Source organism: Pseudorhodobacter ferrugineus DSM 5888, from assembly GCF_000420745.1.
GTDB classification, from domain to species: Bacteria; Pseudomonadota; Alphaproteobacteria; order Rhodobacterales; family Rhodobacteraceae; genus Pseudorhodobacter; species Pseudorhodobacter ferrugineus.
In genome coordinates, this window is the sequence record NZ_ATVN01000002.1 from 86,264 (window position 1) to 112,245 (window position 25,982).

General features: G+C 60.1%; 29 protein-coding genes. 12 read left to right on the top strand and 17 right to left on the bottom strand.

Going from position 1 to position 25,982, the window contains the following annotated elements; genetic code table 11:
* Positions 1–8 precede the first annotated feature (8 nt).
* On the top strand, positions 9–485 hold the full coding sequence (locus G560_RS0102140; protein ID WP_028913619.1) for a hypothetical protein: 477 nt from the start codon (positions 9–11) through the stop codon (positions 483–485).
* Positions 473–964, top strand: coding sequence for a lipocalin family protein (locus G560_RS0102145; protein ID WP_022702670.1), 492 nt, complete (start codon positions 473–475; stop codon positions 962–964). The genes G560_RS0102140 and G560_RS0102145 overlap by 13 nt, the downstream gene beginning before the upstream one ends.
* Here G560_RS0102145 and G560_RS0102150 read toward each other — a convergent pair.
* Complete coding sequence (locus G560_RS0102150) at positions 961–1,818, bottom strand: helix-turn-helix domain-containing protein (protein ID WP_022702671.1); 858 nt, start codon at positions 1,816–1,818, stop codon at positions 961–963. The two genes, G560_RS0102145 and G560_RS0102150, sit on opposite strands and share 4 nt — an antisense overlap.
* A gap of 98 nt (positions 1,819–1,916) precedes the next feature.
* Here G560_RS0102150 and G560_RS0102155 point away from each other — a divergent pair, with 98 nt between their 5' ends.
* From G560_RS0102155 to G560_RS0102165, 3 genes are read left to right on the top strand one after another with little or no spacing between them, the layout of a single operon-like run.
* A complete protein-coding gene (locus tag G560_RS0102155; protein WP_022702672.1) occupies positions 1,917–2,126 on the top strand; it encodes a DUF2061 domain-containing protein in 210 nt (69 codons plus the stop codon).
* Positions 2,123–3,034: a fatty acid desaturase gene (locus G560_RS0102160; protein WP_022702673.1), complete on the top strand. Its 912-nt coding sequence runs from the start codon at positions 2,123–2,125 to the stop codon at positions 3,032–3,034. The genes G560_RS0102155 and G560_RS0102160 overlap by 4 nt, the downstream gene beginning before the upstream one ends.
* A gap of 20 nt (positions 3,035–3,054) precedes the next feature.
* Positions 3,055–3,951, top strand: coding sequence for a DMT family transporter (locus G560_RS0102165; protein WP_022702674.1), 897 nt, complete (start codon positions 3,055–3,057; stop codon positions 3,949–3,951).
* 9 nt (positions 3,952–3,960) lie between these two features.
* On the opposite strand, the gene G560_RS0102170 is transcribed toward G560_RS0102165, so the two are convergent.
* On the bottom strand, positions 3,961–4,653 hold the full coding sequence (locus tag G560_RS0102170; RefSeq protein ID WP_022702675.1) for an NUDIX hydrolase: 693 nt from the start codon (positions 4,651–4,653) through the stop codon (positions 3,961–3,963).
* Positions 4,654–4,657: 4 nt separating this feature from the next.
* Entirely contained in the window at positions 4,658–5,050 is a 393-nt protein-coding gene (locus G560_RS0102175; RefSeq protein WP_022702676.1) for a DUF983 domain-containing protein, read from the bottom strand.
* Positions 5,051–5,248: 198 nt separating this feature from the next.
* Between G560_RS0102175 and G560_RS18275 the strand changes: the two genes are divergently transcribed.
* From G560_RS18275 to G560_RS0102195, 4 genes are all read left to right on the top strand, one after another.
* Positions 5,249–5,815, top strand: coding sequence for an EF-hand domain-containing protein (locus G560_RS18275; RefSeq protein ID WP_022702677.1), 567 nt, complete (start codon positions 5,249–5,251; stop codon positions 5,813–5,815).
* Between the two features lie 86 nt (positions 5,816–5,901).
* Entirely contained in the window at positions 5,902–6,504 is a 603-nt protein-coding gene (locus tag G560_RS0102185) for an RNA polymerase sigma factor (RefSeq protein WP_022702678.1), read from the top strand.
* Between the two features lies 1 nt (position 6,505).
* On the top strand, positions 6,506–6,853 hold the full coding sequence (locus tag G560_RS0102190; RefSeq protein WP_022702679.1) for a hypothetical protein: 348 nt from the start codon (positions 6,506–6,508) through the stop codon (positions 6,851–6,853).
* Positions 6,854–6,856: 3 nt separating this feature from the next.
* The gene (locus G560_RS0102195) at positions 6,857–7,381 is read left to right on the top strand and encodes a periplasmic heavy metal sensor (RefSeq protein WP_022702680.1); all 525 of its coding nucleotides are present in this window, start codon (positions 6,857–6,859) and stop codon (positions 7,379–7,381) included.
* Here the strand turns inward: G560_RS0102195 and G560_RS0102200 are convergent.
* On the bottom strand, positions 7,378–8,763 hold the full coding sequence (locus G560_RS0102200; protein WP_022702681.1) for a diguanylate cyclase: 1,386 nt from the start codon (positions 8,761–8,763) through the stop codon (positions 7,378–7,380). The two genes, G560_RS0102195 and G560_RS0102200, sit on opposite strands and share 4 nt — an antisense overlap.
* A gap of 144 nt (positions 8,764–8,907) precedes the next feature.
* Here G560_RS0102200 and G560_RS0102205 point away from each other — a divergent pair, with 144 nt between their 5' ends.
* From G560_RS0102205 to G560_RS0102215, 3 genes are all read left to right on the top strand, one after another.
* Positions 8,908–9,189, top strand: a complete 282-nt coding sequence (locus tag G560_RS0102205) for a DUF3572 domain-containing protein (protein WP_022702682.1) — start codon at positions 8,908–8,910, stop codon at positions 9,187–9,189.
* 50 nt (positions 9,190–9,239) lie between these two features.
* Positions 9,240–9,935: an HAD family hydrolase gene (locus tag G560_RS0102210; protein WP_028913620.1), complete on the top strand. Its 696-nt coding sequence runs from the start codon at positions 9,240–9,242 to the stop codon at positions 9,933–9,935.
* A 105-nt stretch (positions 9,936–10,040) separates the two neighbouring features.
* The gene (locus G560_RS0102215) at positions 10,041–11,597 is read left to right on the top strand and encodes a trimethylamine methyltransferase family protein (RefSeq protein WP_022702684.1); all 1,557 of its coding nucleotides are present in this window, start codon (positions 10,041–10,043) and stop codon (positions 11,595–11,597) included.
* A gap of 189 nt (positions 11,598–11,786) precedes the next feature.
* Here the strand turns inward: G560_RS0102215 and G560_RS0102220 are convergent, their stop codons facing one another.
* The 13 genes from G560_RS0102220 to xdhA form a co-directional block, all read right to left on the bottom strand.
* Positions 11,787–12,527: a phosphate/phosphite/phosphonate ABC transporter substrate-binding protein gene (locus tag G560_RS0102220; protein WP_022702685.1), complete on the bottom strand. Its 741-nt coding sequence runs from the start codon at positions 12,525–12,527 to the stop codon at positions 11,787–11,789.
* 32 nt (positions 12,528–12,559) lie between these two features.
* The gene (locus G560_RS18280) at positions 12,560–13,333 is read right to left on the bottom strand and encodes a glycoside hydrolase family 25 protein (protein ID WP_022702686.1); all 774 of its coding nucleotides are present in this window, start codon (positions 13,331–13,333) and stop codon (positions 12,560–12,562) included.
* Between the two features lie 162 nt (positions 13,334–13,495).
* On the bottom strand, positions 13,496–13,939 hold the full coding sequence (locus G560_RS0102230; RefSeq protein WP_022702687.1) for an EF-hand domain-containing protein: 444 nt from the start codon (positions 13,937–13,939) through the stop codon (positions 13,496–13,498).
* A 76-nt stretch (positions 13,940–14,015) separates the two neighbouring features.
* Entirely contained in the window at positions 14,016–14,354 is a 339-nt protein-coding gene (locus tag G560_RS0102235; RefSeq protein WP_022702688.1) for a carboxymuconolactone decarboxylase family protein, read from the bottom strand.
* A 67-nt stretch (positions 14,355–14,421) separates the two neighbouring features.
* On the bottom strand, positions 14,422–15,024 hold the full coding sequence (locus tag G560_RS0102240) for a DUF938 domain-containing protein (protein WP_022702689.1): 603 nt from the start codon (positions 15,022–15,024) through the stop codon (positions 14,422–14,424).
* Positions 15,021–16,097, bottom strand: a complete 1,077-nt coding sequence (locus G560_RS0102245) for an NAD(P)/FAD-dependent oxidoreductase (protein ID WP_022702690.1) — start codon at positions 16,095–16,097, stop codon at positions 15,021–15,023. The genes G560_RS0102240 and G560_RS0102245 overlap by 4 nt, the downstream gene beginning before the upstream one ends.
* Before the next feature lie 147 nt (positions 16,098–16,244).
* Positions 16,245–17,336 carry a BMP family ABC transporter substrate-binding protein gene (locus tag G560_RS0102250; RefSeq protein WP_022702691.1) on the bottom strand — a complete coding sequence of 364 codons (1,092 nt, stop codon included), beginning with the start codon at positions 17,334–17,336 and terminating at the stop codon, positions 16,245–16,247.
* An 82-nt stretch (positions 17,337–17,418) separates the two neighbouring features.
* Positions 17,419–18,351: an ABC transporter permease gene (locus tag G560_RS0102255; RefSeq protein WP_022702692.1), complete on the bottom strand. Its 933-nt coding sequence runs from the start codon at positions 18,349–18,351 to the stop codon at positions 17,419–17,421.
* Entirely contained in the window at positions 18,351–19,433 is a 1,083-nt protein-coding gene (locus G560_RS0102260; RefSeq protein WP_022702693.1) for an ABC transporter permease, read from the bottom strand. Before G560_RS0102260 ends, G560_RS0102255 begins: the two co-directional genes overlap by 1 nt.
* A 92-nt stretch (positions 19,434–19,525) precedes the next feature.
* Positions 19,526–21,055, bottom strand: coding sequence for an ABC transporter ATP-binding protein (locus G560_RS0102265; RefSeq protein WP_022702694.1), 1,530 nt, complete (start codon positions 21,053–21,055; stop codon positions 19,526–19,528).
* Entirely contained in the window at positions 21,052–21,984 is a 933-nt protein-coding gene (gene xdhC, locus G560_RS0102270) for a xanthine dehydrogenase accessory protein XdhC (protein WP_022702695.1), read from the bottom strand. The genes G560_RS0102265 and xdhC overlap by 4 nt, the downstream gene beginning before the upstream one ends.
* Complete coding sequence (gene xdhB / locus G560_RS0102275) at positions 21,977–24,433, bottom strand: xanthine dehydrogenase molybdopterin binding subunit (protein WP_022702696.1); 2,457 nt, start codon at positions 24,431–24,433, stop codon at positions 21,977–21,979. Before xdhB ends, xdhC begins: the two co-directional genes overlap by 8 nt.
* On the bottom strand, positions 24,430–25,836 hold the full coding sequence (gene xdhA / locus G560_RS0102280) for a xanthine dehydrogenase small subunit (protein WP_022702697.1): 1,407 nt from the start codon (positions 25,834–25,836) through the stop codon (positions 24,430–24,432). Before xdhA ends, xdhB begins: the two co-directional genes overlap by 4 nt.
* Between the last annotated feature and the right edge of the window lie 146 nt (positions 25,837–25,982).

Consider the following 25,982-nt stretch of genomic DNA (forward strand, 5'->3'; position numbering starts at 1 on the left):
TGCACATCATGTGGCGCGCAGCCGTTTTGATGATGGGGTTGGCAGGGTGCCAGTTCGGGGGGGGCGGTGCCGCGCCAACCGATGTGGCCGCCCCAAGTGCCATTACGGGACCAGCGGTTGAAGTGACGGCTTTGGCCCCTTTGGGCAGCGTGGAGCCTGCAAGCGGCGCGCCAAGTGCTGCTGCACCAGTGGATGTGCCATCCGAAGCGCCAGTAGCTGCGGCACCACCAACGCCCGTGATCGTGAAATCGCCAAGCCAAGTGGCGTGCGAAAAAACGGGCGGCAATTTTGTGGTCATTGGTAGGTCCGGTGCGATGACCTGCCAAAAACCTACGCGGGACGGTGGCAAGCAATGCAAACGCGAAAGCGATTGTGATGGTGTTTGTCTAGCGCGGTCCAATACTTGCGCGCCGGTAAAGCCGCTATTTGGGTGCCAATCCATCTTGCAAGATGACGGGCGGAGGGTGGAGCTGTGTATCGACTGATCGTGCTGGTTTTGCTGGCGGGTTGTGTGGCCAAAGCGCCTGCAACGGTGGCGGGGTTTCGGGACCCAGCCAAACAGATTTATTCAAATGCCGTTTTGGAAAATGACAAGCTGGTGGGGCGTTGGGCGCAGGTTGCCGAATTCGCACCCATAGCTGCGCCAGAGTGTAAACTGGGCGGCGCCGAGATTGGGCGCGGGGCCGCGGGCCTGACGCTTGTGGCGCAACTGTGTCTTGGTGGGGAACGGGTCGCGTTTTCCGGTCCCTTGGCTGGGGCGGGGCCAGGCCGCTTTACCCCGCCAAAAGGCGAGGCATGGTGGGTGCTTTGGGCGGATGTCGGCTATCGCACCTTGGTGATTGGCACGCCGTCAGGGCGGTTCGGGTTTATCCTGAACCGTGGTGGTGATTTGCCGGCCGACCGGATGCGCGCCGCGCGTGAGGTGTTGGATTGGAACGGCTATACTCTGGCGCGGCTGCGCTAAAGCGTTGCGCGTAACTGCCGCAAATGCGCGGCGGCGTCGCGCGCGCCAAAGGCCGCTTCACGCACCAACCAGTCAAAATGTTCGGTCAAGGTTTCGACACGCGCGGAATCGCGGAACGCCATGTAGTGGCGGCCCAAATAGACCACGGCCAGCAATGGCCCAAACACGCTAACAGGGGCCGAAAACACCCGCCGCGCATCAAACAGATACAGCCGCAACGAGGGGTAAAGTGTATCCGCAAGGGCGATCAAATGGTCCAATTGCTGAACGCGCAGGTCCAAGGGCAAGCCCGTGTAATAGCCGCTTGCCTGCGCAAAAGCCGTGAGTTCATGCAAGGGCATGGCGATTTCATAATCTGACCGCGCATTTTGCATCCAGTTCAGCCGGTCGCGCGATGCGCCGATGGCCTGTTCCGTTGATTTGCCAAGATGGGGGTCATATTCCCAGCGCAGCATCGCATCGGTTTTCAACATGTCGGGCAGGGTGGCGGGCACATGGCGGATTTTGTACCCCGCCGCCTCAAGGTGCCACCGAAAGATCTGGTCATCGACCAATGCGCGCGGGGCCTCGGTCATGGCAAGCGAGGCCGCAAGCAGTTCAGCCCCCCTTTCAGGACGGTCCGTCAGGCCCAACAGCCAGTCGGCGCTGACCTGCAAGACGCGGGCGCATTCGGCAACCACCTGGGCGTTGGGCAATCGGCTGCTGTCTGCCGCCAAAAGCTGCGAGATGGTCGAGCGATCGACGCCGACATGCCGCGCAAGTGCAGCTTGGGACATCGCCGTCTGGGTCATCGCGAGGCCCAGCCTGTCGCGAAACAGGGCGGCGCGGATGCGTTTGTCGGGTTTAGTCTGCATTGGTGAATTTTTTAAACATTGTTCTATTAATATTGCGCATATGTAAGCTATCGCAACATGTGCTGCCGCGCTAATCCTTTTTCGAAAGAGGATAGCACATGGAAACCCGTAGCCGCAGTTTGGTAAAAGCCTTTGTTTGGCAAGGCCTTGGCCTGATATCGATGATTGCAATTGGTTGGTTTGTGACCGGATCTTTCGGCTTGGCGGGTGGATTGGCTGTGGCAAATGTGAGTGTGGGGTTTGTGGCCTATCTGCTGCATGAACGGGTTTGGGCGCAGATCACTTGGGGAAAGAAGACGGTTGAATGACGAAAATCGCGCGGGTTGAATGGCCGACATTGCTGCTGCTACTGGCCACCTATGGCGTTTGGGCCTTGGGGACGACCGTGGTTTATGCGTGGTCGCCGATGGTTGCGATTGTGTTGACAGGCCTTGCGATCACACAGTTTTCGTCGCTGCAACATGAGGCGCTGCATGGCCATCCGTTCCGGCAGCGCTGGTTGAATGAGGCGGTGGTGTCGCCTGCTTTAACGCTGACTGTGCCGTATGGGCGGTTTCGCGATACGCATCTGGCGCATCACCATGACCCGATTTTGACCGACCCTTATGATGATCCTGAAAGCAATTTCTTTGACCCTACGGTCTGGGCACGGACCCCTTGGTTGGTTCAAACCCTGTTTCGGGCGAACAATACATTGCTGGGGCGGATGGTGCTGGGCCCGTTGATTGGCAATGTGATGTGGCTGCTGGCCGAGGCGCGGCTGTTTGCCCGAAACGCGCCGGGGGTGCGGCGCGATTGGGGGCTTCATCTGTTGGGGATGGTCCCTGTCGTGGCGTGGCTTTGGTGGGGTGCAATGCCATTATGGGGTTATCTGCTGGCGGCGTGGATTGGCCACGGACTGTTGAAAATCCGCACGTTTCTGGAACATCGCGCCCATGTGGATGCGTTGGCGCGAACGGTGGTGGTTGAGGATCGTGGTCCCTTGGCCTTGTTGTTTTTGAACAATAATTACCATTCGGTGCACCATGCCCATCCTGGTGTGCCGTGGTATCGTTTGCCCCAAACCTATAGCGCCAACCGCGACGGTTTTTTGGCGCGCAATGACGGCTATGCGTATACGAGTTATCGCGAGGTATTTGCCCGCTATTTCCTGCGGGCCAAAGACCCTGTGCCGCATCCTTTGTACCCTGCCGCAGAACCGCTCGACAGCCGGTAATCTGCGTGCGATGAGGGCGGATGGAACTTTGGGTCATTGCCACAATCGCCGCTGCCGCCGTGCAGACCGTCCGCTTTATGCTGCAAAAGCGGCTGAAGGAGATTGGGCTGTCAACGGGTGGGGCCACGTTTTCGCGGTTTTTATTCGCCGTGCCGTTGGCTTGTTTCGGGGTCGCAGTTCTGGTGGGCTTGCGCGGGTATAGCATCCCGCCGCTGGGCCTGACGTTCTGGACCTTTGCCATCGCTGGCGGGGTGGGGCAGATCATTGCGACGTTCTGCACCGTGGCGCTGTTTTCGGAACGCAGCTTTGCCGTGGGGATCGCCTTTACCAAAACCGAAACTGTGCAGGTTGCGCTGTTTTCGGCGGTGTTTCTGGCCGAGGCGGTGTCGGGGCTTGGGATTGTTGCCATTCTGATTGGGCTGGCAGGGGTTTTGATGCTGTCACGCCCCGAACAAGGCTGGATCGCGGGCAAGATTTTCAACCGCGCCACTGTTTTGGGCCTGTTGGCGGGGGCGTTTTTCGGTGTTTCGGCGATTGGCTATCGTGGGGCCACGTTGGAAATTGCCAATGACGACCCGCTGTTTCGGGCGATGCTGGCGCTGGCCTGCGTGACCGCGTTTCAATCGGTTGCGATGGCTTTGTGGCTGCGCTGGCGCGAGGCGGGCGAGATTGGCCGCGTGTTGGGCGCATGGCGCGCGACCTTGCCTGTGGGGGTCACGGGTGTGTTGGGGTCGCTGGGTTGGTTCACGGCCTTTGCCCTGCAAAACGCGGCCTATGTACGGTCGGTCGGGCAGGTCGAGCTGATCTTTTCGATACTCGTGTCCATGCTGGTGTTCGGCGAAAAACCCAAAGCGCGCGAGGTGGCGGGCATGGGGCTGCTGGCGGTGTCGATCATTTTGATCGTGGCGGTTGCCTAAACCAATCTGTCAAAGGAGGCGGCGAAACTGCGGGCGCGTGCCGGAATTGTCGAAAAATGGCACACCTTGGGGCGGCAGGCCCGTGCGCAGCACAGCGGCCACCTCGGCCAGCACCACCTCGGTTATAAAGGGCAGATCAAGGGTGCGGGTTTGCGCAAGGTCGATCCAGTGCAGATGCGACAGCTCATCCGATGCGGCGCTGAAGTCGTCTATATCGCCCGCGATCTGGGTGGCGGGGACAAGGAAAAAACGCGCATCAAAGCGGCGCGGACGGCCGGGCGGGGTGATGGCGCGAAAGATAAATTCCATCGCACCCGCTGCTGGCAAAAGGCCGCGCGCCGCAAATCCAGCCCAATCATGCCCCACATCGGTGGGCGGCGCGGACCATGTGCCGGGGGTGCCAAGGGCAAGGCCGGTTTCCTCCCACAACTCTCGTATTGCGGCGGCGGCGAGGGTTTCGGGGGGCAAACTGCCATCGACGGCCAGGCGCGCGGCACATCCCGCAGGCAGCCCCACGCCAAGGGCGACATCGGCATCGGCAGGGTCAACCGCCCCGCCTGGAAAGACGTATTTTGACGGCATAAAGGCGGCCTTGTCGCCGCGTTGGCCCATCAAAACCTGCGGCGCGCCATCCGACCCGTTGCGCCACAGCACAACGGTGGCGGCATGGCGCAGGGCGGTTTTATCAACCGGCGTTGTCACCGCCTCAGGTCTTTTTGCCAAAGCCGTGCATCTCTTTGGCCCATTGCATCGCAACCACGGCCCCTTTCAGGCGGGGCAGCAAAAACAACGACAGCGCCACAGTGCCGATCGAAAACCCTGTCGCCAGAAGCCACGGATCGGGGCGGTAAGCGGTGAATACCCACAAGATCATTGGGGCCATCAAATGCCCGACGATCAGGATGGTCAGATAGGCAGGCCCATCGTCGGCGCGGTGATGCGACAGGTCCTCATTGCACACAGGGCAACTGTCGCGAACGGTCAGATAGCCGCGCATCATCGGGCCCGACCCGCAATTTGGGCAACGGCAGCGCCACCCCCTGCGCAAGGCCTGGCCTACGTTGCGTTCTTCTTCCATAGGCAAGGCTTGGTCGGTCATGGGGGTTCCTGCATCTGATCGTGTCGGTGCGAACCTTTGTGATAGACCGTCTTTGCACAAAAGTAGAGTACAAGATGCCACTTGCGGCGCGATGTCGCAAAAAAGTTTGAGGTGTTGCGACGGAAACCTACGCTTGCTCCGTTTGACTGTACATGAAGGCGGACGAAACAGCCCGTCACAGCAGACCGGAGATTGAGCATGAAGATGAAAACAGTTTTGAGCGCAGTTACCTTGGCAGCCTTGGTTGCCGCAAGTTTTTCCACCGTGGCGCAGGCCGATGCTGGTGGGCGCGGAGGTGATCGTGGTGGCGATCGGGGTGGGCCGATGTTTAACTTTGTCGAAACGGACGCAAATGCGGACGGCAATGTGACCAAAGAAGAAATTACCGCCTATCATGCTGCCAAGATCGCCGCGATGGATACCGATAAAGACGGCAATCTGTCTGCGGCGGAACTGATTGCGGGTCAGGTTGCGCGGGACGCCGCGCGGCAAGCCGAACGTGGCGCCAAGATGGTCCAGCGCATGATGGAACGGCAGGATGCCAACAAGGATGGTGTTTTGTCGGTTGAGGAAATGACCCCACCAGCGGGCCGTGGCGACAAGATGTTTGACCGGATTGACGCCGATGGCGATGGCGCGATTTCTAAGGCAGAAGCCGATACGATGGGCGATAAGATGGGCAAGCGTGGCAAGGGTCGTGACGGCGAGCACCGCGGTAAAGGCAAGCACGATCGTGGTGGCCGCGGCGATCGTGACAAGGGCTAAGCTGCGTTTGATAAGCTTGCCCGCCGCCATATCCTTGGCTGCGGGCAGGATTGCATGTGCAGGTGCGCCGATATAGTTCCGCTAGGATGACCATGCCCTTTGACGCCATTTATGATACGCCCGACGAGGCCCTGTTGGTGCTGTATGCCAACGGGGACCCTGCGGCCGCGCAAGAATTGGCGGCGCGGCATCTGCCACGGGTTTTGGGCTTTGCCACCCGTATGTTGGGCGGTGATCGGGCCGAAGCCGAGGATGTTGCACAAGAGGCGATGTTGCGGCTGTGGCGGATAGCACCCGACTGGCGGACGGGCGAGGCGAAGGTATCGACCTGGCTTTACCGTGTGGTGACGAACCTGTGCACCGATCGTTTGCGCGGCACAAAACGCCGCCGTGCGGTGGGGCTGGACGATGCGCCAGATGTGGCAGATGGCGCGCAAAGCGCCCTTGCGGTGATGGTTGAAAATGACCGGATGACCGCCTTGAACGCCGCGTTGGACCTGTTGCCGGACCGGCAGCGCCAAGCCGTGGTGCTGCGCCATATCGAAGGGCTGTCGAACCCCGAAATTGCCGAGGTGATGGACATCGGGGTCGAAGCGGTTGAAAGTTTGACGGCGCGCGGCAAGCGGGCTTTGGCCCAGGCAATGGCCGGGCGGCGCGCGGAATTGGGATATAACGAGGAGGGAAGCTGAGATGCAAGACAGCGATCTGGACGACCTTTTTGGGGCGGCGCGCGCACCTGTTGCGGTGCCTAGCGCCTTGATGGCGCGGGTGCTGGCCGACGCGGATGCTATGCAATTTTCGGGGCGTCCGGTGGTGCGGGTCAGCCGCGGTACAGGTCTTTGGGCCGGGTTTTGGGCGGCAATCGGTGGCGTTGCCGGTGTGGCGGGCCTGTCTACGGCGGCGGTCGCAGGGGTTTGGATTGGCTTTGCCCAACCAACCGCGCTGACGGCTGTGACGGACGCTTTTTTGACCGGCGACCTTGTGACGGACACGTTCGATGTTTTTCCCGATTTTGACGCATTCTTGGTTGAAGGATAAATAATGTCTGATGCGAACCCTATCTCGCTGCGCGCACCAAAGCCGCCTTTTCGTTGGGGGCGGGTGGTTCTGTTTGTCTCACTTGCACTGAATTTGGCGGTGGCGGGTGTTGTGGGCGGCGCGGTGCTGGGGCGGTTTGGTCCGGATCGCCACGATATTGCGGCGCGTGACGTAGGCTTTGGTCTGTTCAACGACGCGTTGAGCAAAGAAGACCGCAAGGCCCTGCGCCGCGCCTATGCGCAAATGAACCCCGATATCCGTGCGGATCGGCAAAAGATGCGGGATGATTTGCAATCTGTTTTGGTGATGCTGCGGGCCGATCCGTTTGAGGTGGCTCCATTGCGCCAAGCGCTTGAGGCGGGAGCCGCGCGGATCACCGAGCGGCAGGAACAAGGCCAAACGGTCGTGCTGGACTATCTGGCGACGCTGTCGCAGGCCGAACGTGCCGTGGTGGCAGATCGATTGGAAGAGTCGTTGAAACGGCGCGCGCGTGGGCCCAAGCGCCCGCGCAATGATAGCGACGATTAAGCGGCAGTCCGGCTGATCGTGACCTGGTTGCGGCCAGCCGATTTGGCGACGAGCAGCGCCTGATCGGCGCGGTCAATGACAGCGGTCACGGGCTGTTCGGACCACCCTGTTTTCGCTTCGCCAATCGCCAACCCGATCGAGGCCGTCAAGGCCAGCGGTGCAAAGCCCGGAATATCAAACGCGGCGTCATGCACGGCGCAGCAAATACGTTCTGCAATCGGGGTGGCCATCGCCAAATCCGTTTCGGGCAAGGCGATCAGAAATTCTTCGCCCCCAATCCGCGCCAGCAAATCGCCATGCCGGATGTTGGCCGCCATACGTCGCGCGACCTCGGTCAACACGGCGTCGCCTGCGGGATGGCCAAAGCGGTCGTTCACATCCTTAAAACGGTCAAGATCGACAACCATCACGGCAAAAGGACGCCCCGACACGTCAGATTGCGCGGCGATTTCTGCAAGTTGGCTGACGGCATAGCGGCGGTTGAACAGACCTGTCAGCGGGTCAATCACCGCCAGCCGCAACCCGTTGCGCACAGACGCACGCAGCGTGTCTGCGGCCCGTTTGCGTTGCAGCAACCGCTTGATCCGCATGCCAAATTCGCGCGGGTCATCCGTTGCGGCGACGACATCATTCGCACCAAGGTCAAACGCCATAGCGCTTGCCCCGTTGCCGCGACTTTGTTTGACGATACAAATTGCGGCGTGGCGCGTTTCGGCACGGCTGCGCAGTTCCGACATCAGGCGTAAACCACCCATCGGATCGGCCAGTTCATATTCAATGACAAACACATCCGGCACAGGCATCAGTGCGGCATCGGACAAAGCTGCTTCGCGTGACAGCATCACCATCTTGTCCGAAAGCTGCCCTGCCAGATCGCGCCGCCAAAGCAAGGCCGTTTCGGGCCGGTGGGTGACGAGTGCGACTGTGCCGGGCAGTTGAAACCCTGACGCGGGTTCGGCAAATCCCAGCGCCCGAATGGGGGCCCCACCGCTTTCCAACTCGGCAATCGCTTCGCGTTCGCGCAGCAGGTTGCGCAGGCGGGCCAGCAAGGTTTGGTCATCAACCGATTTTCTCAAATATTCGTCAGCGCCAGCGGCAAGCGCACCCAGCCGCGAGGCGGCATCATCTTCGGCCGAAAAAACGACAACAGGAATCGCGGCTGTCGCGGGGTCGGCCCGCAGCCGGCGCAGCACCTCGGTGCCGTGCATGTCGGGCAGAATCAGATCCAGTAAAATAAGGTCGGGTTTTGTTTGCTGCGCCATCACAAGGCAGCTTTCCCCATCAGCCGCCAAGATAGGGGCATAGCATGCAGCGCCAAGTTTGACCTTGTACACGATGCGATTGGTCGCAACATCATCCACGATCAAGATTTTGCCAGACATTTGTTGTGACCCTACACTCGGACGATTAATAATATGATTAACTTTGCTTTGATTTGGTTAAGAAACCCTTTCCAATTTGAGAACAATCGACACAAACAGGGGGCATTTGGGTGATGCGCCCGCCAAAAGAGAGAGAATCCGCCGATGACTAAGCATGAAAGCGCCGAAACGATTGCCTTGCAGGCCTTGGGCTGGCTGGTTGGCAACGAAGACTTGTTGCCGGTGTTTCTGGGGGCGACGGGTGCGTCTGTTGGGGATTTGGCCAGCAGCGCCAGGCAACCGGCCTTTTTGGGGTCGGTTCTGGATTTTCTGGTGATGGATGACGCTTGGGTCGTGGCGTTTTGCGATGCGGCGGGTTTGCCGTATCAGGCCCCGATGCAGGCCCGCGCCGCATTGCCCGGTGGCGAGCAATTCAATTGGACGTGACATTGCGCACCGGCCTTGGCATCTTGGGCGCAAGCGATGGGGAGCAAGCGATGATTGACGGCGTAGTGTTTGACAAGGACGGGACACTGTTTGATTTTCGTCAAAGCTGGGGCGTTTGGGCCGCGCGGATGTTGGACCAGTTGGCGACAGATCCGGCCCATGCCGCGACCATTGCTGCAGCCATAGGATTTTTCCCCGACCGCCGCGATTTCGCCCCCGAAAGCCCTGTTATCGCAGGAACGGCGCAGGACATTGCCGAGGTGATGCTGCCGCATATGCAAGGCTTCAGTCAGGCAGATTTGGCCGCGCGGTTGAATGCATTTGCCCAAGATGCGGTGATGGCACCGGCCGTGCCGCTGCGCCCTGTCTTGGGGGCGTTGCGCGACCGCGGGCTGAAATTGGGGGTTGCCACCAACGACACCGAAGCGCCTGCGCGGGCACATTTGTCGGCGCATGGGGTGTTGGATTTGTTTGACTTCGTGGCGGGCTGCGATTCCGGCCACGGGGCAAAACCCGCGCCGGGGATGTGCCTTGCCTTTGCGCGTCAGGTTGGGATTGACCCCGCGCGTGCGGTGATGGTGGGCGACAGCACGCATGACCTGATTGCAGGGCGCGCGGCGGGTATGCGCTGCGTCGCCGTGTTGACCGGTATTGCCAATGCCGAGGCTTTGGCCCCCCATGCCGATGTCGTTTTGGCCGATATCGGCGCTTTGGGCGCTTGGATTGACGGTCTGTCCGCCGCGTAACTGCAAGTGTGTGCCAAAAACGACCATTTTATGTCGTCGGCTGAGTGCACATTTTCCGTTCCCATCAGTCATGCTTTGCGGGACAAGGATTTACGGAGTGTTTCGATGACCGAAGAAGCTGGACGGCGCCGCAGGGCGGGGGGGCGCGCGGGCAATAAGGTGCGGGCAGGGACGGCGGCTGTGGACCAGATGCCGTGGCGGGTGCCGATAAACCCTGACCGACCCGTAGAGCCGTTGGATGCCGATGGCGTGCAGGCGATTCACCGATCAGCCATGCGAATTTTGTCGGAAATCGGGATCGAGTTTCTGAACCCCGACGCCGTGGCCATTCTGCAAAAAGCGGGTTGTGTGGTGAACGGCGAAAACGTCCGGATGGACGAAGATTTTGTCATGGAAATGCTGGGCCACGCGCCCGAAACCTTTACCATCACCCCGCGCAATCCGGACCGTGAGCTGATTATCGGTGGCAAGCATATGGTGTTTGTCAACGTCTCCTCGCCCCCTAATGCCTGGGATATGGAGCGGGGCAAACGGTCGGGTGATTTTGAGACGTTCAAGGAATTCATGAAGCTGACGCAGTATTTCAACTGCATCCATATCGCGGGCGGCTATCCGGTAGAGCCGATTGATATTCACCCCGCCGTGCGGCACTTGGACTGTCTTTATGAGAAGCTGACGATCACCGATAAGGTGGTGCATGCCTATTCGCTTGGGGCCGAGCGGGTGGAAGATGTGATGGAGATGACGCGGCTGGCGGGGGGGCTGTCACAGGCGGAATTTGATGCCAAGCCGCGGATGTATACCAACATCAACTCGGTCAGCCCATTAAAGCATGATTATCCGATGTTGGACGGGGCGATGCGGTTGGCGAAACGAGGGCAACCGGTGGTGGTGACGCCGTTCACGCTGGCGGGGGCAATGGCACCCGTTACGATGGCGGGGGCGGTGGCGTTGAGCATTGCCGAGGCTTTGGCTGCGATTGCTTTGCTTCAGTATATCAATCCGGGCTGTCCCGTTGCGATTGGGACGTTTACCAGCAATGTGGATATGAAATCGGGCGCGCCGGCATTCGGGACGCCCGAATATATGCGGGCCACGCAGATGACGGGACAGATGGCGCGGTTTTATAAGCTGCCGTTGCGGTCGTCTGGTGTGTGCGCCGCCAACGTGCCGGACGGTCAGGCGATGTGGGAAACATCGAACAGCTTGTGGGCCGCCGTGCAATCGGGGACTAATATGGTCTATCACGCGGCGGGCTGGCTGGAGGGGGGGCTGATTGCATCCCCTGAAAAGTTCATCATGGATTGCGAAGTTCTTCAGATGATCCAGCGCTATTTTGAAGAGGCGACCTTTGCGACCACAGACGATGATCTTGCCTTTGAGGCGATCAAAGAGGTCGGCGCGGGGGGGCATTATTTTGGCTGCCAGCATACCCAAGATCGCTATCAGAACGCCTTTTATGCCCCGATGGTTTCGGATTGGCGCAATTATGAGGCTTGGGAACAGGATGGCGCGGTTTGGACCCATGAGAGGGCACACGGGATTTTCAAGCAGATCATGGCCGAGTTTGAGCCGCCTGAAATGAACGGGGATCACCGTGAGGATTTGGCCCGATTTGTGGCCAAGAGAAAACAAGAAGGTGGGGCACCGACTGATTTTTGAGGCGGGTTTTGGGATTTGACCGCGCGCGGACAAACCTGTAACGATTTGAAATATATGGATAACAGGTTTTTTGTTAACCTTATATTAACCTGCGAACGCAAGTTGATTTCGGGGCGCTGCCACAGCGCCCCGCCCTATTCCACTTCGTGCAGCACAGGGCCGCGTTACGCCCGAAGGGGCAGAGCCTGATCAATCTGGATTGCTATACTTAAGGTAATCTGCCTTTGGGATTTTCACGATACCTGTGATCCCAAGCAGCGCCTTGTCTTGATCCTCCAACGCGGCAATCGCCGCGCGGACCGCGTTAAAGACGAGATCCGCGTTGTTGCCCGACGCGGTGATGAGCGGCAATCCCGGCGTTGGTGTGGTCCAATCCAGCACCCGCAATCCCGTGGCAAAAGGTTCAAACTTTTCGATATTGCGCCATGTGACGGCATCAATTGACGCGATGTCGGCCTGACCTGTTGCAACTGCGCGCGCCGATCCGACATGCTGATGGGTCTGAAAACGGTTTTCAAACCAAATGCCTTGGGGTTTTAGATGGTAAAACGGCGCCGCATAGCCCGATTGCGAAAAGGTTTGATTATAGGCAAAGACCGCATCCTTGAACGCCGCTATTTGCGTTCGGGGATCATCGGCGCGCACGATGATCGCGCTGCGGTAATACCCCGCCGGACAATCCGCCAAGCCGTAATCGGGGGTGCCGACAAGCTGCACCTTGTGATGAAGCCATGTGCGGTACGGCATGCCGCAGGTCTGGCTTAGGACCAGATCGGGATGGTTCCAGACAAAGAATTCTTCAGCGGTTTGTGACAGGGTTTCGGGGTTGTTCATGCCTGCGGCCGTCAGGTTTTGACTGATCAGCGCCCAATACCGATCATGGGCATCCGCCAGTTGCGGCCGTTCATACATCATCAGATTGGCAATCATCGAAGGGGGTTCCTTTCCAGAACAACGGCTGGTTAGCGCGCGCGGGCGTTCAGCCAGTTTTGCCAATCGCCACGAGAGCCGGAGAAGGTGTTCAGGTCAACCTTGCCTTTGATGCCGGGCACCAGCCCTGTGCCGCTGTATTGCCAGAACCGCCATGATTGGCCGGGGTAAACCTTGGACGGGTGGCCCGCGACCGAACGGAGCCAGAAGTCATAGCCCGACAGGCGGCCCATCTGGTTGTCGGTAAAAAAATCGACGGTGGTATAGATGATCGGGCGTTGGCCGTAGTGGCGTTCAAGTGCGTCCATGAAGATGCGGGCCTCTCGCCGGACATGGGCGGCATCGGGGCGGGTTGTGCAGGTGGGGGAATGGGCGTTCCATTCCATGTCCAGCACGGGGGGCAGCGCGTTTTTGCTGCGGGGAACGTGGCGGATGTACCAGCGCGCCTGTTCGATTGCAGGGCGGCAGAAGTAGAAGAAATGGTACGCTCCGCGCGGGATGCCAGCGGGGCCTGCGCCGTTCCAATAGGTGTCAAAGGCGGGGTCGATAATGTCGCCGCCTTCGGTCGCTTTGAAGAAGGCGAAAGAAACGCCGTTGGCGCGGGCGGTTTGCCAATCAATATCGCCCTGCCAGCGCGAGGCGTCGATGCCGTGAACAGGATAGGTTTGAGGGGCGCGGCCGTCCCAATCATGCGGGTCGGCATCCCCGAATTGGGGGTGGTTTACGGTGGCAGAGGCATGGTGGCCCGCGCGTTCACGCTTGCGGTCTTGGCCACCGCCGCAGCCTGCGACAACCAGCGCCGCCATCAATAGACCTGCCCAAATTCGCACGTAACCAACCCCTAAAAGCCCCGGCGGCCAATGTGGCAGCCGGGGCGGGTTTTGTCACCAGCCAATCGGGGTGTGAGTGCCTTGGTGGGTGGATTTCACCGAAATCGGCTGTTTTACATTTTGCCGAAACCGACTGTTTTACATTTTGCCGAAATCGGCGGGGGTCATGCGCCCGTCGCCATCGCGGTCAATCTGGGTGAACACGGTTTTGGTGGCGGCGACAAATTCGTCCAGCGTCACCGTGCCATCGCTGTTAGCGTCATTATAGGTTTGGGTCATCGAGTCGTGGATGAACTTGCCGGGGCCGTGGCCCATGCCCGCGGCGGGGCCCTTTTCGCCTGTCTCGGCGGCCAGATGTTCGGCAATGGCCGCCCAATCGGTCGCATCAAGCACGCCATCTTCGGCCTTGTCGAACATGACAAACACTTCCGTGCGCTTTTCTTCGGCCTCGGCAAGGGTCACTTCGCCATTGCCGTCCATATCCCATTGTTCAATGAAATAGGCCCCTGGGGTGCCTTGTTGGGCAAGGGCAAGGCCCGCAGTCAAGGTGATGGCAGTGGTCAGAAGGAACAGGGTTTTCATTGCGATATCCTATATATTTGAATTGATGCATGTGTATAACGGCTTGCCGCCGTGGTTCCGTCGCAAGGTTGCGCATTTATTCTGCGGTTAGATCATCCCACGCGGCCAGCGCCTTGGCGGCATACATAAGCGACGGGCCGCCGCCCATTTGCACGGCCATGCCCAACACATCGCCCAATTCGGCGCGGGTGCCGCCTGCTTTGGCCAAGGCTTCGACGTGAAAGCCGATGCAGGCCTCGCAGCGATCGGCGATGGCGATGCCGAGGGCTATGAATTCAAGGGTTTTTACGTCAAGAACCTGTGCCTCTTTGGCGGCTTTGGACAGCGCGCCAAAGCCTTTTGCCACCTCGGGGATGGTGCGATTCATCACGCGCAGCTGGTCGCGCATATCGGCGTTTTTGGTTTTCCAATCCATCGGGGTCTCCTGTCCTTACTGTTTGGGCAGGGGTCGCATGGCGCGGCGGGGCGTGCCTTGATTTGCATCAAGGTTTTTGGGCCACCAGCAGCAGATTATTGGCGGGCATAGCTTCGGTCTGGCAGGTCAGGCCGTTGGCGGTCAGTTGCGTGGTGACCCAATGCAGGTCTTTATAGCCAACGCTTGGGTCGCGTGCGCGCAGGTCGGCGTCAAACTGCGCGTCGCCAGCGCTGGTCGTGCGGTCATCGCGCAGGAAGGGGCCATAAACCAACAGCGTGCCCCTTGTGGCCAAGGCTTGCAGGCTTTCGCGCAGGATGGTTTGCGCGGCGGGGGCGGACACAAGATGCAAGACATTGACCATCAAGATCAGCGACAAGTCTGTGTGGATTTTCGACCAGCCCTGTTGGGCCGCGTTAAGGACCACCGGCGGCAACAGGTTCGGCGCAGGGGCAAACTGCGCCCAAGCGGTGATCGAGGGCAGGTTTTCAGGGTCAAGATCCGAGGCCTGCCATGTCAACCCCGGATGGGCGGCGGCGAAATGCACAATTTGCTGGCCGCTGCCGCTGGCGATTTCCAAGGCGCGGCCCGTGGTGGGGGCGTGGCGGCCAAGGGCATGCATGATAGGGGCAAGGTTACGCTCGGCTGCGGGGGCGGTGCGGCGATTGGTCATGCAAAGCGGTTGGGCGATAGGGTCGCGATAACATCGGGGTCCATCGCGCTGGCTGTGCCGGTCAGCAGATCAGCCGCCAATTGCGATGCGGCAGGCGCGGATTGAAAGCCGTAGCCGCCTTGACCCGCCAGCCAGAAAAAGCCGGGGCTGTGGCGGTCAAAACCTATTACGGGAACACGGTCAGGCGAAAAGGTGCGCAGACCGGCCCAGTTCGCCAGCATCCGTGTGACGGGTTCTGTGACCATTTCCTCGTACCGCGCCAGGCCTTCGGCCAAGACCATATCATCGGCAAAGGCGTCATGCGGGGTGGTCAGATGCTCTTCGGCGGGCGAGACGATCAGCGCGCCTGCATCAGGTTTGGAATACCATGTTTCACCCGCGCCAAAAATCATCGGCCAGCGGCTGATATCAAGGCCGCCAGGGGCGGGGATGCGCGCCATCGATCGGCGCAACGGCGTGAACCCCAACGGAGCCACGCCTGCCATGCCCGCCACCATATCGGCCCAAGCGCCGGATGCGTTGACCAAAATTCGCGCCGAAAAATCACCTTGCGCCGTGGTCACGCGCCAACCGGCGCCGTCACGCGCAATCGCGGTGACGGGGGCCTTGGTCAGAATCTCGGCCCCTTGCGCGCGGGCTTGGCGGGCAAAGCCTTGCAGCAACAAATCGGTGTCAATGTCCCAAGCGTGATCGGCCAGCGCCACATGGGCCACCGTGTCAGGGTTCAGGATCGGCACAATCGCGCGCGCGGCATCCAGTGAAATGGGCACAAGGTCCATATCTGTCGCATCGGCTTCAAACTGCGCCGCCTCATGCGCTTGGCCGACAATCATCATGCCGCGCGGGCTTAGCACATCCTTTGCACTCCGAAAGTAATCGCCCGATGCCATCGATAGTGCGACCACAGGCCCCAAACCATAACGCGGCTCGTATAGGGCAGCGGATCGACCCGACGCGTGATGCGCTAATGCATCCTCGGCCTCGAGTACCAAAACCTTTCCCGCATGCGACAGGCGTGCCGCACAGGAAATTCCTGCGATCCCGCCGCCGATGATCAAAAAGTCGTAGTCCATAGTCATCCCTATTCAAACGCTGTTTCACAAATGACAAAGCCGAAACACATGTCGCCATGCTGTCCGGCTTTCTTTTCGGCAAAAATATCCTCGGGGGGTCCGGGGGGCAGACAGCCCCCCGGTTCTTTGTCACAGACCAGCGCAAGTTTACTGCGGAATGTCGCCAACAATGCCTTCGACATAAAAGTTCATGCCCAGCAAATCGCCGTCAGGTGCCGTCACGCCATCCGCCAACCAAGCCGAGCCGTCTTGCTTGTTGATCGGGCCGGTGAAGGGGTGATAGGTGCCAGCGCCAATCGCGTCACGCAGCGCTTCAGCTTCGGCCTTTACGTCGGCAGGAACGGCATCGGTGATCTCGCCGATTTCCACTTCGCCTGCGCTGATACCTTCCCAGCTGTCAACCTGGGCATAGCTGCCGTCCAGCAAGGCACCGATACGTTTTACATAGTAAGGTGCCCAGTTGTCGATGATCGACGACACGCGCGGGCTTGGCTTGTACGCCGCCATATCGGACGCTTGGCCAAAGCCGATCACGCCGGGGGTTTTGGCGGCTTCGGCCAAAGGTGCGGTGGAATCTGTGTGCTGCACGATCACATCCACGCCTTGTTCGATGAGCGCTTTGGCAGCATCGGCCTCTTTCGCGGGGTCAAACCATGTATAGGCCCAAACAACGGAAAGCGTCGCATCGGGGTTGACCTTTTTGGCATGCAGGAAGGTCGAGTTGATGCCACGGATCACTTCCGGAATTGGGAAGGACGCAATGTAGCCGATCTTGTTCGACTTGGTCATGCGACCCGCGATTGTGCCAATCACAGCGCGGCCTTCATAGAAGCGTGCGCCATAGGTCGACACGTTGTCGCTGTCACGCTTGTAACCCGTTGCATGTTCGAATTTGATATCGGGGAACTTGGCGGCAACCGCATTCGTTGCATCCATATAGCCGAAGGATGTTGTGAAAATGATATTACAGCCCGACAGCGCCATCTGAGTCAGAACGCGCTCGGCATCCGCCCCTTCTGGTACGTTTTCCTGGTAAGTGGTGGCATCGACCTTGTCGCCGAACGCCTCAATCACAGCCAGACGACCCTGATCGTGCTGATAGGTCCAGCCGCCATCGCCGACGGGGCCAACATAGACAAAACAGGCTTTCACCTTGTCCATGCCTGCGGCGTTTACGGTGCCGCCAAAGACAAGGCCAAGGCCCAGTGCGGCAGTAGCCATCAAAGTTCTGCGGTTCATTATCGTCTCCCTGTTAGATGGGCCATTTTTGGCCCGGTTAGGTTTGGCCCCTCGTCACCGAGAAGCATGGAATAATCCCTCCCTAGCGGGAGGCGTGGAAATTCTGGCCCAAGGCGGCGGGCGCGTTCATCGAGGCACGGCCTTTGCCGGACGACATGATCACAAGCACGATGATGGTTATCACATAAGGCGACATCGACAAGTACTCGACCGGAATCCGCGCCCCCGCCGCTTGAAGATTAAGCTGCAACACCGAGATTCCGCCAAAAAGATAGGCGCCGATCAGCACGCGCCACGGTTTCCAGCTGGCAAAGACCACAATTGCCAGCGCAATCCAGCCCGCGCCTGCGGTGATTCCATCGGTCCATTGCGGCACCCGCACAAGGGAAAGGTAGGCCCCGCCCAATCCCGCCATTGCACCCCCGAACAGAATGGCGAGGATGCGGATGCGTGTGACCTTATAGCCCAGCGCATGGGCCGCATCGTGGCTTTCGCCAACCGCGCGCAAAACCAAACCCATGCGGCTGAACTTCAGCACGGCCCAAACAGCGGCGATGATGATGATCGACAGGTACACCATCGGGTCATGGTTGAACAAAATCCGGCCGAGCACAGGGAGATCGGCCAAGGGGCCAAAGGGGACTTGGCTGGTCAGCGGCGGTTTTATCCCGACATAGCCTTGACCCATCAGGCTGGACAGCCCCAACCCGAAAAGCGTGAGTGCAAGGCCGGTTGCCACCTGGTTGGCCTGTAACACTTGGGTCAGAACGGCAAAGACCAAGGAAAGGCCTGCGGCGCCCACGGCCCCACCAACAAAGCCCAAAAACGGGCTGCCGGTTTGCACAGCCGTGATGAAACCGCAAATCGCGCCCATTATCATCATCCCCTCGACCCCGAGGTTCAGGACACCGGCCTTTTCCACCACCAATTCGCCAATAGCGGCCAGCATGATCGGAACCGATGCCACCATAAGGGACGCCACCAGAACCGCCGGATTGATACCACCAAAATCCATCACACCGCCCTCCCATTCAACAATCTGATCCGGTAATTGGACAGCAAATCCACCGCCAGCAGGAAAAACAGCAGCATCCCCTGAAACGCCTGAATGGCGGCAGATGGCAGGTTCAAGTTGGTCGAGGCCATCTCGCCGCCCACATAGGTCAGCGCCATGACAAGGCCTGCCAGCAAAATGCCCAAGGGGTTTAAACGGCCAAGGAAGGCAACGATAATTGCGGTGAACCCGTAGCCGGAGGCGAAATCAATGCTGATTTGCCCCGCTGGTCCCGACACTTCGAACATCCCCGCAAGGCCTGCCAAAGCGCCCGAAATGCCCATGCACAGCACGACCAAACGCGTGGGTTGCACGCCTGCAAACCGCGCGGCGCGCGGCGCTTGGCCCGCCAGTTTGATCTGAAACCCAAGCATATGGCGTTGCAGCAAAACATAGGCTGCGATCACCGCGATGAAGGCCGCGACGACACCCCAATGCATACCCGACTCCTGGATCAGTTCCACATTCCGCGCCGCCGGATAGGTAGAGAAGTTGCGGCTGCCCGGAAAGCCCATGCCTTGCGGGTTGCGCAAGAACCCCGTGGCCGCTTTGGACAGAATGGTTTGGGCGACATAAACCAGCATCAAGGACACCAGAATTTCATTCGTGTTGAACCGCGTTTTCAAAATCGCGGGGATCATGGCCCAAAGCCAGCCCCCAAAAGCGCCTGCCACAATCATCACCGGAAAAATCCAGCGGGTTTCCGTTGGAAACACGGCCAAGCCTACGCCTGCACCGAAAATCGCCCCGATGATATATTGCCCCTCGGCCCCGATGTTCCAGATGCCGGCGCGAAAGCCTAGTGACAGCCCCACGGCTATCAATATCAAAGGCCCGGCCTTAACCAGCAATTGCCCGCGCAGATAAAACGCGAATTCGCCAAACAGCGGGTCCCAGAAAATCGTGCGAATGGCGATGAACGGATCTTTGCCCAACAGCGCAAACATCGCGCCGCCTGCAATCATGGTCAGGATAACAGCCAAAACCGGCGTCGCATAGGTCCAGAACTGCGACGGTGACGGGCGCTTTTCAAGTACAAACATGTGTTACCTCCAAGCAGCTGCCTGATTTCATCTTTGTCCAAATACTCATACAATCCGCCCCGCAATCGCGCCGCGTCACGGCCGATAAATCCTTACCCATGATGCGCCACCTCCATGCCATGCGCGCCGCCCATCATCAGGCCGATTTCGTCCACCGTCAGCCCTTCGGTCGGGCGCGCCGGTGTCAGCCGCCCTTCGTTCAGCGCGGCAAAACGGTCGGACACTTCCAACAAATCATCCAAGTCCTGACTGATCACGACAACGGCGGCACCGTCTTGGGCGCGGTCCAAAATCTCTTGCCGGATAAAGGCGGCGGCGGCGGCATCAACGCCCCATGTCGGTTGGTTGATGATCACCACTTCCGGCGCTTGGCTTAATTCGCGCCCGATCAGGAATTTTTGCAGATTGCCGCCCGACAGCGCCCGGGCGGCGACCCATGTGCCCGGCGTGCGCACATCATATTGCGCCACCACCTCTTCGGCCCATCGCTTGGTTTTGGACCAGTCGATAAAGCCGTTTCGGGTCAGGGTTTTGCGCACGGCCCCCGACAGAAAAGCGTTTTCCACAAGGCTCATATCCGGTGCTGCGGCATGGCCCAAGCGGTCTTCGGGGGCCGCGACAAAGCCCAAGGCGCGCCGTGCATTCGGGGGGGTGTCGCCAATCGGGCTGCCAAAGCATTTCACCATTTCTGGGGCAGAGCGCAGCTCACCCGACAGCGCCAAAAGCAGCTCGTCCTGACCATTGCCTGCAACGCCTGCGATGCCCAATACCTCGCCGCGTTGTACGGAAAATGTGATATCTTTCAAGGATGTCCCAAAAGGAATTGGCGATGCAGCGCTTAGGCCCGTTACTTCTAACGCGGCATGCGCATCGCCCCAATCCTTGCGCGCCGATCTTGCGGGCGGGGTCAGCACCGCGCCCACCATCATTTCGGCCATGTCGCGGGCCGACACGTCACGCGGGGTGCAGGTGCCCACAACTTTGCCGCGGCGCAGGATGGTTGCCTCGTCACACAGGGCGCGGATTTCCTCCAGCTTGTGGCTGATGTACAAGATCGCGGTGCCTTCGGCCGACAGTTGGCGCAGGGTTTGGAACAAGATGTCCACCTCTTGCGGGGTCAGCACGCTGGTCGGTTCGTCCATGATCAAAAGTTTTGGGTCTTGCAGCAAGCAGCGCACAATTTCGACGCGCTGCCGTTCGCCTGCCGACAAATCTCCAACCCGGCGCGTGGGGTCCAAGGGCAAGCCGTATTCGGTGGAAACGGCGCTGATTTTTTCGGCCAGCGTCCGCATGGGTGGTGGGTTTTCCATGCCAAGCGCCACGTTTTCGGCGACATTCAGGGCTTCAAACAGGCTGAAATGCTGGAACACCATCGCAACCCCAGAATTGCGGGCGGCACTGGGGCGGGCGGGGGCATAGGGTTGGCCGTGCAGCGCCATGCTGCCGCTGTCGGGTTTCACCAAGCCGTAGATCATTTTGACCAAGGTCGATTTGCCCGCGCCGTTTTCGCCCAAAAGCGCGTGGATTTCGCCTTTGGATATCGCAAAAGACACATCGGAATTGGCAACCACACCAGGATAGGCCTTGGTCACGCCGTCAATGCGCAAAAGTTCGGTGGTCATATCGCCGTCTCCTGTCGTAGGCCAATGCGGTGGGGAAGGAGTAGCTGGCCCGCGACCCCGATGGCAATGGCTTGCGGGTGTTTGCCAAGGGCAGGGTCGCCGATGGGGCAAGTGATGCGGGCGATGGTTGTGGGCGCGTGGCCAAGGGTGGCAAGGCGGTTGCGAAATCTGGCCCATTTGGTTTTGGACCCGATCAGCCCGCATGCGCCAAAGCCGTGGCTTAGGGCGGCATGGCAAAGGGCAAGGTCAAGCGTGTGGGAATAGGTGAGGATCAGGTGTTCTGCATTTTCAGGCGCATGTTTCAGGACCTGCGCGGGGTCTGTAGCAGGCAACATGGTGACGCCTTCGGGGCTGTCCGGCGGAAAGCGGTCGGCATGAACATCGACCCAAGTGATCGCGAAATCCGGCAAGGGAGCAAGGGTTTGCACCAGCGCGCGGCCCACATGCCCCGCGCCCCAAACCCAAAGCGGGCGGGTGGGTTTGGCAATCGGTTCCACCATCCAGCCTTGGGTCAGGCCGGATGCGGGCGGTCGGCCTTGGTTACGTGCGCTCGCCAGCAGGCGTGAGATGGCAAGTGGCATAGGGCTTGCATCTGTGGCGCGGGCGAAAACCTCGGTATTGGGCAAGGTGTTTGTGTCAAAGAGTTCGGTCAGCAAGGTAACGGTGCCGCCACAGCATTGGCCAAGGCTTGGGCCCAGTGCCTCGCGCGTCAGGGTTTGGCTTTGGCCCTTGGCAAGCATGTCGCGCGCCCGCGCTGCGGCCTGATACTCCAGCGCGCCGCCGCCGATAGTGCCTGATTGTCCCGCAGGCCAAACCAGCATCGACGCCCCCACCTCGCGAGGGGATGACCCTGCGACTGCGGCAATCACCACGCGGGCGATGGGGCCGTGGGCGGTGATGGCGGCGCGTGCCGCGGCCAGATCAAACATCGCGCTGCCTTTGCACGGCGGCCAAAATCCGTTCGGGCGTGGCGGGCGCATCAAGCGCGGGATAAACCGTGCCATCGCCGCAAGCTGCCACCGCATCCGACAAGGCCATCAGCGCGGAAATCCCCAGCATGAACGGCGGCTCCCCCACGGCCTTGGACCGGCCAACGGTGGCTTCGGGGTTGTCGCGTCCCCAAAGTGCTACGTTGAACACAGGCGGGCGGTCGGAACAGGCAGGGATTTTATAGGTGCTGGGGGCATGGGTACGCAAAGCGCCTTTATCGTCCCAGACCAGTTCTTCCATCGTCAGCCAGCCCGCACCTTGGACATAGGCGCCTTCGATCTGCCCAATGTCCAACGCAGGGTTCAGGCTTGCCCCCGTATCATGCAGCAAATCTGCCCGCAAAATGCGGTTTTCGCCGGTCAGTGTGTCGATCACTACTTCGGTCACCGCCGCCCCATACGCAAAATAAAGGAAGGGTCGCCCGCGCCCCGCCGCGCGGTCCCAAGTGATTTTGGGGGTGCTATAAAACCCAGTTGAAGACAGCGATACCCGCCCCATATAGGCCAGCGCCGCCGCCTCGGCAAAGCTGTAATCGGCCGCACCCACGGTTACGCGGCCAGCTGCAAACTGCACATCGGTAACCTGCGCCTGATGCTTTTCCGCCAAAAACGCCGCCATCCTGTCGCGGATGGTCAAACAAGCGGCCTGTGCCGCCATCCCGTTCAGATCTGACCCCGACGACGCCGCCGTGGCACTGGTATTGGGCACCTTGGCCGTATCGGTGGCGGTGATTTTAATCAGATCCACCCCAACGCCAAACACCGATGCCGCCACCTGCGCCACCTTTAGGAACAAGCCTTGGCCCATTTCTGTGCCGCCGTGGTTCAAATGGATCGACCCGTCTTGATAGACATGCACCAAAGCACCCGCTTGGTTCAAATGGGTCAGCGTAAAGGAAATCCCGAACTTCACGGGCGTCAGCGCAATTCCGCGCTTCAACAGCGGGCTGCCTGCATTCCATACATCAATCGCCGCCCGCCGAGCCGCATAGCTTGAACTTTGCTCCAACGCGTCAACAATCCGGTCGCCGATAAAATCCTCGACCGGCATATGGAAGGGCGTGGTTTGCACACCCTTCGGCACAGGTAAGTCCCGCCCGTGTGCCGTGCTCACAGCCCCACGAGAGGCGAGATCGTCACCAAGCTTTTTCTGTTCAAAAATATCCTCGGGGGGGGAGGGTTTGCCTTGCAAACCCGTCGGGGGGGCAGACAGCCCCCCCACTGGTTCAAGCATCGCGTCATAAAAATTCACGCGCCGCACATCCAACGGATCAGCGCCGAGATCAAAGGCGATATGGTCCATCACCCGTTCAATCCCCACCATGCCTTGCGGCCCGCCAAAGCCGCGAAAGGCGGTGGCGCTTTGGGTGTTGGTGCGCAGGCGGTGACTCTCAAGCCGCACATCAGTCAGGTGATAGCAATTGTCGGAATGCAGCATGGCGCGGTCGGCCACAGGGATCGACAGGTCCAGCGCCCAGCCGCAGCGAAACAGATGGGTAAACTCAACGCCCGTCACCCGCCCCGTATCGTCAAACCCCGCGCGGTAGCGGATGCGCAGGTCGTGGCGCTTGCCGGTGATCATCATGTCGTCATCGCGGTCATAGCGCATTTTGCACGGCAGTCCCGTGTCACGGGCGGCAATGGCACAGGCAATGGCCAGCGCGTTGCCTTGGCTTTCCTTGCCACCAAACCCGCCGCCCATACGCCGTGTTTCAACCCGCACGCCGTGCATGGGCACATGCAAGGCGTGGGCGACTTTGTGCTGTATTTCGGTCGGGTGCTGGGTCGAGGAATGGATCAGCATATCCCCGCCTTCTTGTGGGATGGCGGCAGCGATTTGACCTTCAAGGTAGAAATGTTCTTGCCCGCCAACCTCCATCTCGCCTGTTACCATGCGGGGGGCGTTGGCGAGGGCGGCACTGGCATCGCCTTTGGTCCAGACCACAGGGCCGGATTCAAAGCGGCTGTTGGCGGCAAGCGCGTCATCCACCGTCAAAATCGCGGGCAGCGGGGCATAGTCGACGCGCCCCAGACGGGCGGCTTTGCGCGCGGCCAGATGGCTGGTGGCAACCACCAGAAACACCGGCTGGCCGATGTAATGCACACGGCCTGTGGCAAGCAAGGGTTCATCATGGGCCGAGGGAGAGCAATCGGGCATGTCGGTGAAATCATCGGCGGCGTAAACCGCGACCACGCCGGCAGCACTGCGCACGGTCGAAAGATCCAGACCCGTGATATCGCCATGGGCTATTGTGGATAGGCCAAAGGCCAGATGCAGCGCGCCTGCAGGCAAGGGGATGTCATCGACGTAACGGGCGCTGCCTGTCACATGCAGGGGGGCGGCATCATGGGGAAGGGCGTTTCCAATGCTTTGTGACTTAAGGCTCATGCTGTCACCTCCATCAGGTCGACGGGGGTGCCATTCAGATCATGGAAATAGCGGATCAGCATATTGCCGGCAGTTGTACTGCGGTACTGCGCGCTGGCACGCATATCGCTGAGGGGCGTGAAATCGCGGGCCATCGCCGCGCGGGCCTTGTGGATCGTGTCGATGGTCCAGTCTTTGCCAATCAGGGCGGCCTCGGCACCTGCGCTGCGTTTCGGAGTGCCTGCCATGCCGCCAAAGGCGATGCGGGCGGCGGTGACTTTGCCGTTTTCAAGGGTGATATTGAAGCAGCCGCAGACGGCCGAGATATCCTGGTCAAAGCGTTTCGACAGTTTGTAGCACCGCAAATTGGGGGCGTTGGTGGGGAAGGTGACGGCTTCGACAAACTCGCCGGGGTGGCGGTCTTGTTTGCGGTATTCAAGGAAGAAATCTTCAAGCGCCATGTCGCGGCGGGTATCGCCGTGGCGCAGGTGCAACGTGGCGCCGAGGGCGATGAGGGCAGGTGGGCCATCGCCGATGGGCGAGCCGTTGGCGATATTGCCACCGATGGTGGCCGCGTTGCGGATCTGGTCGCTGGCATAGCGGCGCAGCATTTCGGCAAATGACGGCAGCGTAGGGGCCACGGCGGCCATCAGCGCGTTGATGGTCACGCCTGCGCCGACTTTTAGGCCGGTTTCGGTTTTGTCGATGGTTTTAAGGTCGGGGATGCCGCCAAGAAAGGCCACCTGGCCCAGGTCGCGCAGCTGTTTTGTGACCCAGAGGCCGACATCGGTGGCGCCTGCAATCAGGGTGGCGTCGGGGTTGGCGGCGTACCAGTTTGCGAATTCGTCGGTGGTGGTCGGGCGGTAGGCGCCGGGGGGCTGTCTGCCCCCCGGACCCCCCGAGGATATTTGGGCCGAAAAGAAAGCGGGAGCAGCATCTTGGGCCAGCCAGTCAGGGATCGGGGCGGATTCTGCGGCCTTTGCGGCACGGATGATGGGGGCGTATCCGGTGCAGCGGCAGAGGTTGCCAGCAAGCACCGTGTCATGGTCGGTGCGGCCTGCGGTGTGGGCAGCGACCATTGAGACGACAAAGCCGGGTGTGCAAAAGCCGCATTGCGAGCCGTGATGGGTGACCATGGCGGTTTGCACGGGATGGGGTGTGCCATCGGGGGCGATCAGCCCTTCGACGGTACGGACCGATTTGCCGTGCAGTTGCGGCATGAACAGGATGCAGGCGTTCAGCGCCTTTGGGCCGTCTGCGTCTGTCACCATCACGGTGCAGGCCCCGCAATCGCCTTCGTTGCAGCCTTCCTTGGTGCCGGTCAGGGCGCGGGTGTCGCGCAGCCAATCGAGCAGGGTTTGCGTTGCGGGCACATCCGAAAGGCAGACCGGCGTTCCGTTCAGGTGAAACGCGATATCTGTCATGTCATAATCCGCCGCGGTCTTTGCATCTGGGTTTATGCGTGCCCGCCCGATGCGGCGTAAAGCGGGCCACGCGCCCTGTCTTGGGGAGCATCAAGCCCGTGCTGCGACAAAATAGCAAACAGAATTTTTCAGTTAATCTCGATAAA

Excerpts from the sequence above, each read along its gene's own strand:
- G560_RS0102155 (WP_022702672.1), top strand. The coding sequence starts at position 1,917 with ATGGAAACCCGTAGCCGCAGTTTGGTAAAAGCCTTTGTTTGGCAAGGC.
- G560_RS0102185 (WP_022702678.1), top strand. The coding sequence starts at position 5,902 with ATGACCATGCCCTTTGACGCCATTTATGATACGCCCGACGAGGCCCTG.
- G560_RS0102165 (WP_022702674.1), top strand. The coding sequence starts at position 3,055 with ATGGAACTTTGGGTCATTGCCACAATCGCCGCTGCCGCCGTGCAGACC.
- G560_RS0102210 (WP_028913620.1), top strand. The coding sequence starts at position 9,240 with ATGATTGACGGCGTAGTGTTTGACAAGGACGGGACACTGTTTGATTTT.
- G560_RS0102195 (WP_022702680.1), top strand. The coding sequence starts at position 6,857 with ATGTCTGATGCGAACCCTATCTCGCTGCGCGCACCAAAGCCGCCTTTT.
- G560_RS0102220 (WP_022702685.1), bottom strand. The coding sequence starts at position 12,527 with ATGATTGCCAATCTGATGATGTATGAACGGCCGCAACTGGCGGATGCC.
- xdhB (WP_022702696.1), bottom strand. The coding sequence starts at position 24,433 with ATGAGCCTTAAGTCACAAAGCATTGGAAACGCCCTTCCCCATGATGCC.
- xdhA (WP_022702697.1), bottom strand. The coding sequence starts at position 25,836 with ATGACAGATATCGCGTTTCACCTGAACGGAACGCCGGTCTGCCTTTCG.
- G560_RS0102140 (WP_028913619.1), top strand. The coding sequence starts at position 9 with ATGTGGCGCGCAGCCGTTTTGATGATGGGGTTGGCAGGGTGCCAGTTC.
- G560_RS0102160 (WP_022702673.1), top strand. The coding sequence starts at position 2,123 with ATGACGAAAATCGCGCGGGTTGAATGGCCGACATTGCTGCTGCTACTG.
- G560_RS0102190 (WP_022702679.1), top strand. The coding sequence starts at position 6,506 with ATGCAAGACAGCGATCTGGACGACCTTTTTGGGGCGGCGCGCGCACCT.
- G560_RS18280 (WP_022702686.1), bottom strand. The coding sequence starts at position 13,333 with ATGGCGGCGCTGGTTGTCGCAGGCTGCGGCGGTGGCCAAGACCGCAAG.
- G560_RS0102175 (WP_022702676.1), bottom strand. The coding sequence starts at position 5,050 with ATGACCGACCAAGCCTTGCCTATGGAAGAAGAACGCAACGTAGGCCAG.
- G560_RS0102260 (WP_022702693.1), bottom strand. The coding sequence starts at position 19,433 with ATGTTTGTACTTGAAAAGCGCCCGTCACCGTCGCAGTTCTGGACCTAT.
- G560_RS0102230 (WP_022702687.1), bottom strand. The coding sequence starts at position 13,939 with ATGAAAACCCTGTTCCTTCTGACCACTGCCATCACCTTGACTGCGGGC.
- G560_RS0102215 (WP_022702684.1), top strand. The coding sequence starts at position 10,041 with ATGACCGAAGAAGCTGGACGGCGCCGCAGGGCGGGGGGGCGCGCGGGC.
- G560_RS18275 (WP_022702677.1), top strand. The coding sequence starts at position 5,249 with ATGAAGATGAAAACAGTTTTGAGCGCAGTTACCTTGGCAGCCTTGGTT.
- G560_RS0102205 (WP_022702682.1), top strand. The coding sequence starts at position 8,908 with ATGACTAAGCATGAAAGCGCCGAAACGATTGCCTTGCAGGCCTTGGGC.
- G560_RS0102255 (WP_022702692.1), bottom strand. The coding sequence starts at position 18,351 with ATGGATTTTGGTGGTATCAATCCGGCGGTTCTGGTGGCGTCCCTTATG.
- G560_RS0102265 (WP_022702694.1), bottom strand. The coding sequence starts at position 21,055 with ATGACCACCGAACTTTTGCGCATTGACGGCGTGACCAAGGCCTATCCT.
- G560_RS0102200 (WP_022702681.1), bottom strand. The coding sequence starts at position 8,763 with ATGTCTGGCAAAATCTTGATCGTGGATGATGTTGCGACCAATCGCATC.
- G560_RS0102250 (WP_022702691.1), bottom strand. The coding sequence starts at position 17,336 with ATGAACCGCAGAACTTTGATGGCTACTGCCGCACTGGGCCTTGGCCTT.
- G560_RS0102235 (WP_022702688.1), bottom strand. The coding sequence starts at position 14,354 with ATGGATTGGAAAACCAAAAACGCCGATATGCGCGACCAGCTGCGCGTG.
- xdhC (WP_022702695.1), bottom strand. The coding sequence starts at position 21,984 with ATGTTTGATCTGGCCGCGGCACGCGCCGCCATCACCGCCCACGGCCCC.
- G560_RS0102150 (WP_022702671.1), bottom strand. The coding sequence starts at position 1,818 with ATGCAGACTAAACCCGACAAACGCATCCGCGCCGCCCTGTTTCGCGAC.
- G560_RS0102245 (WP_022702690.1), bottom strand. The coding sequence starts at position 16,097 with ATGGACTACGACTTTTTGATCATCGGCGGCGGGATCGCAGGAATTTCC.
- G560_RS0102240 (WP_022702689.1), bottom strand. The coding sequence starts at position 15,024 with ATGACCAATCGCCGCACCGCCCCCGCAGCCGAGCGTAACCTTGCCCCT.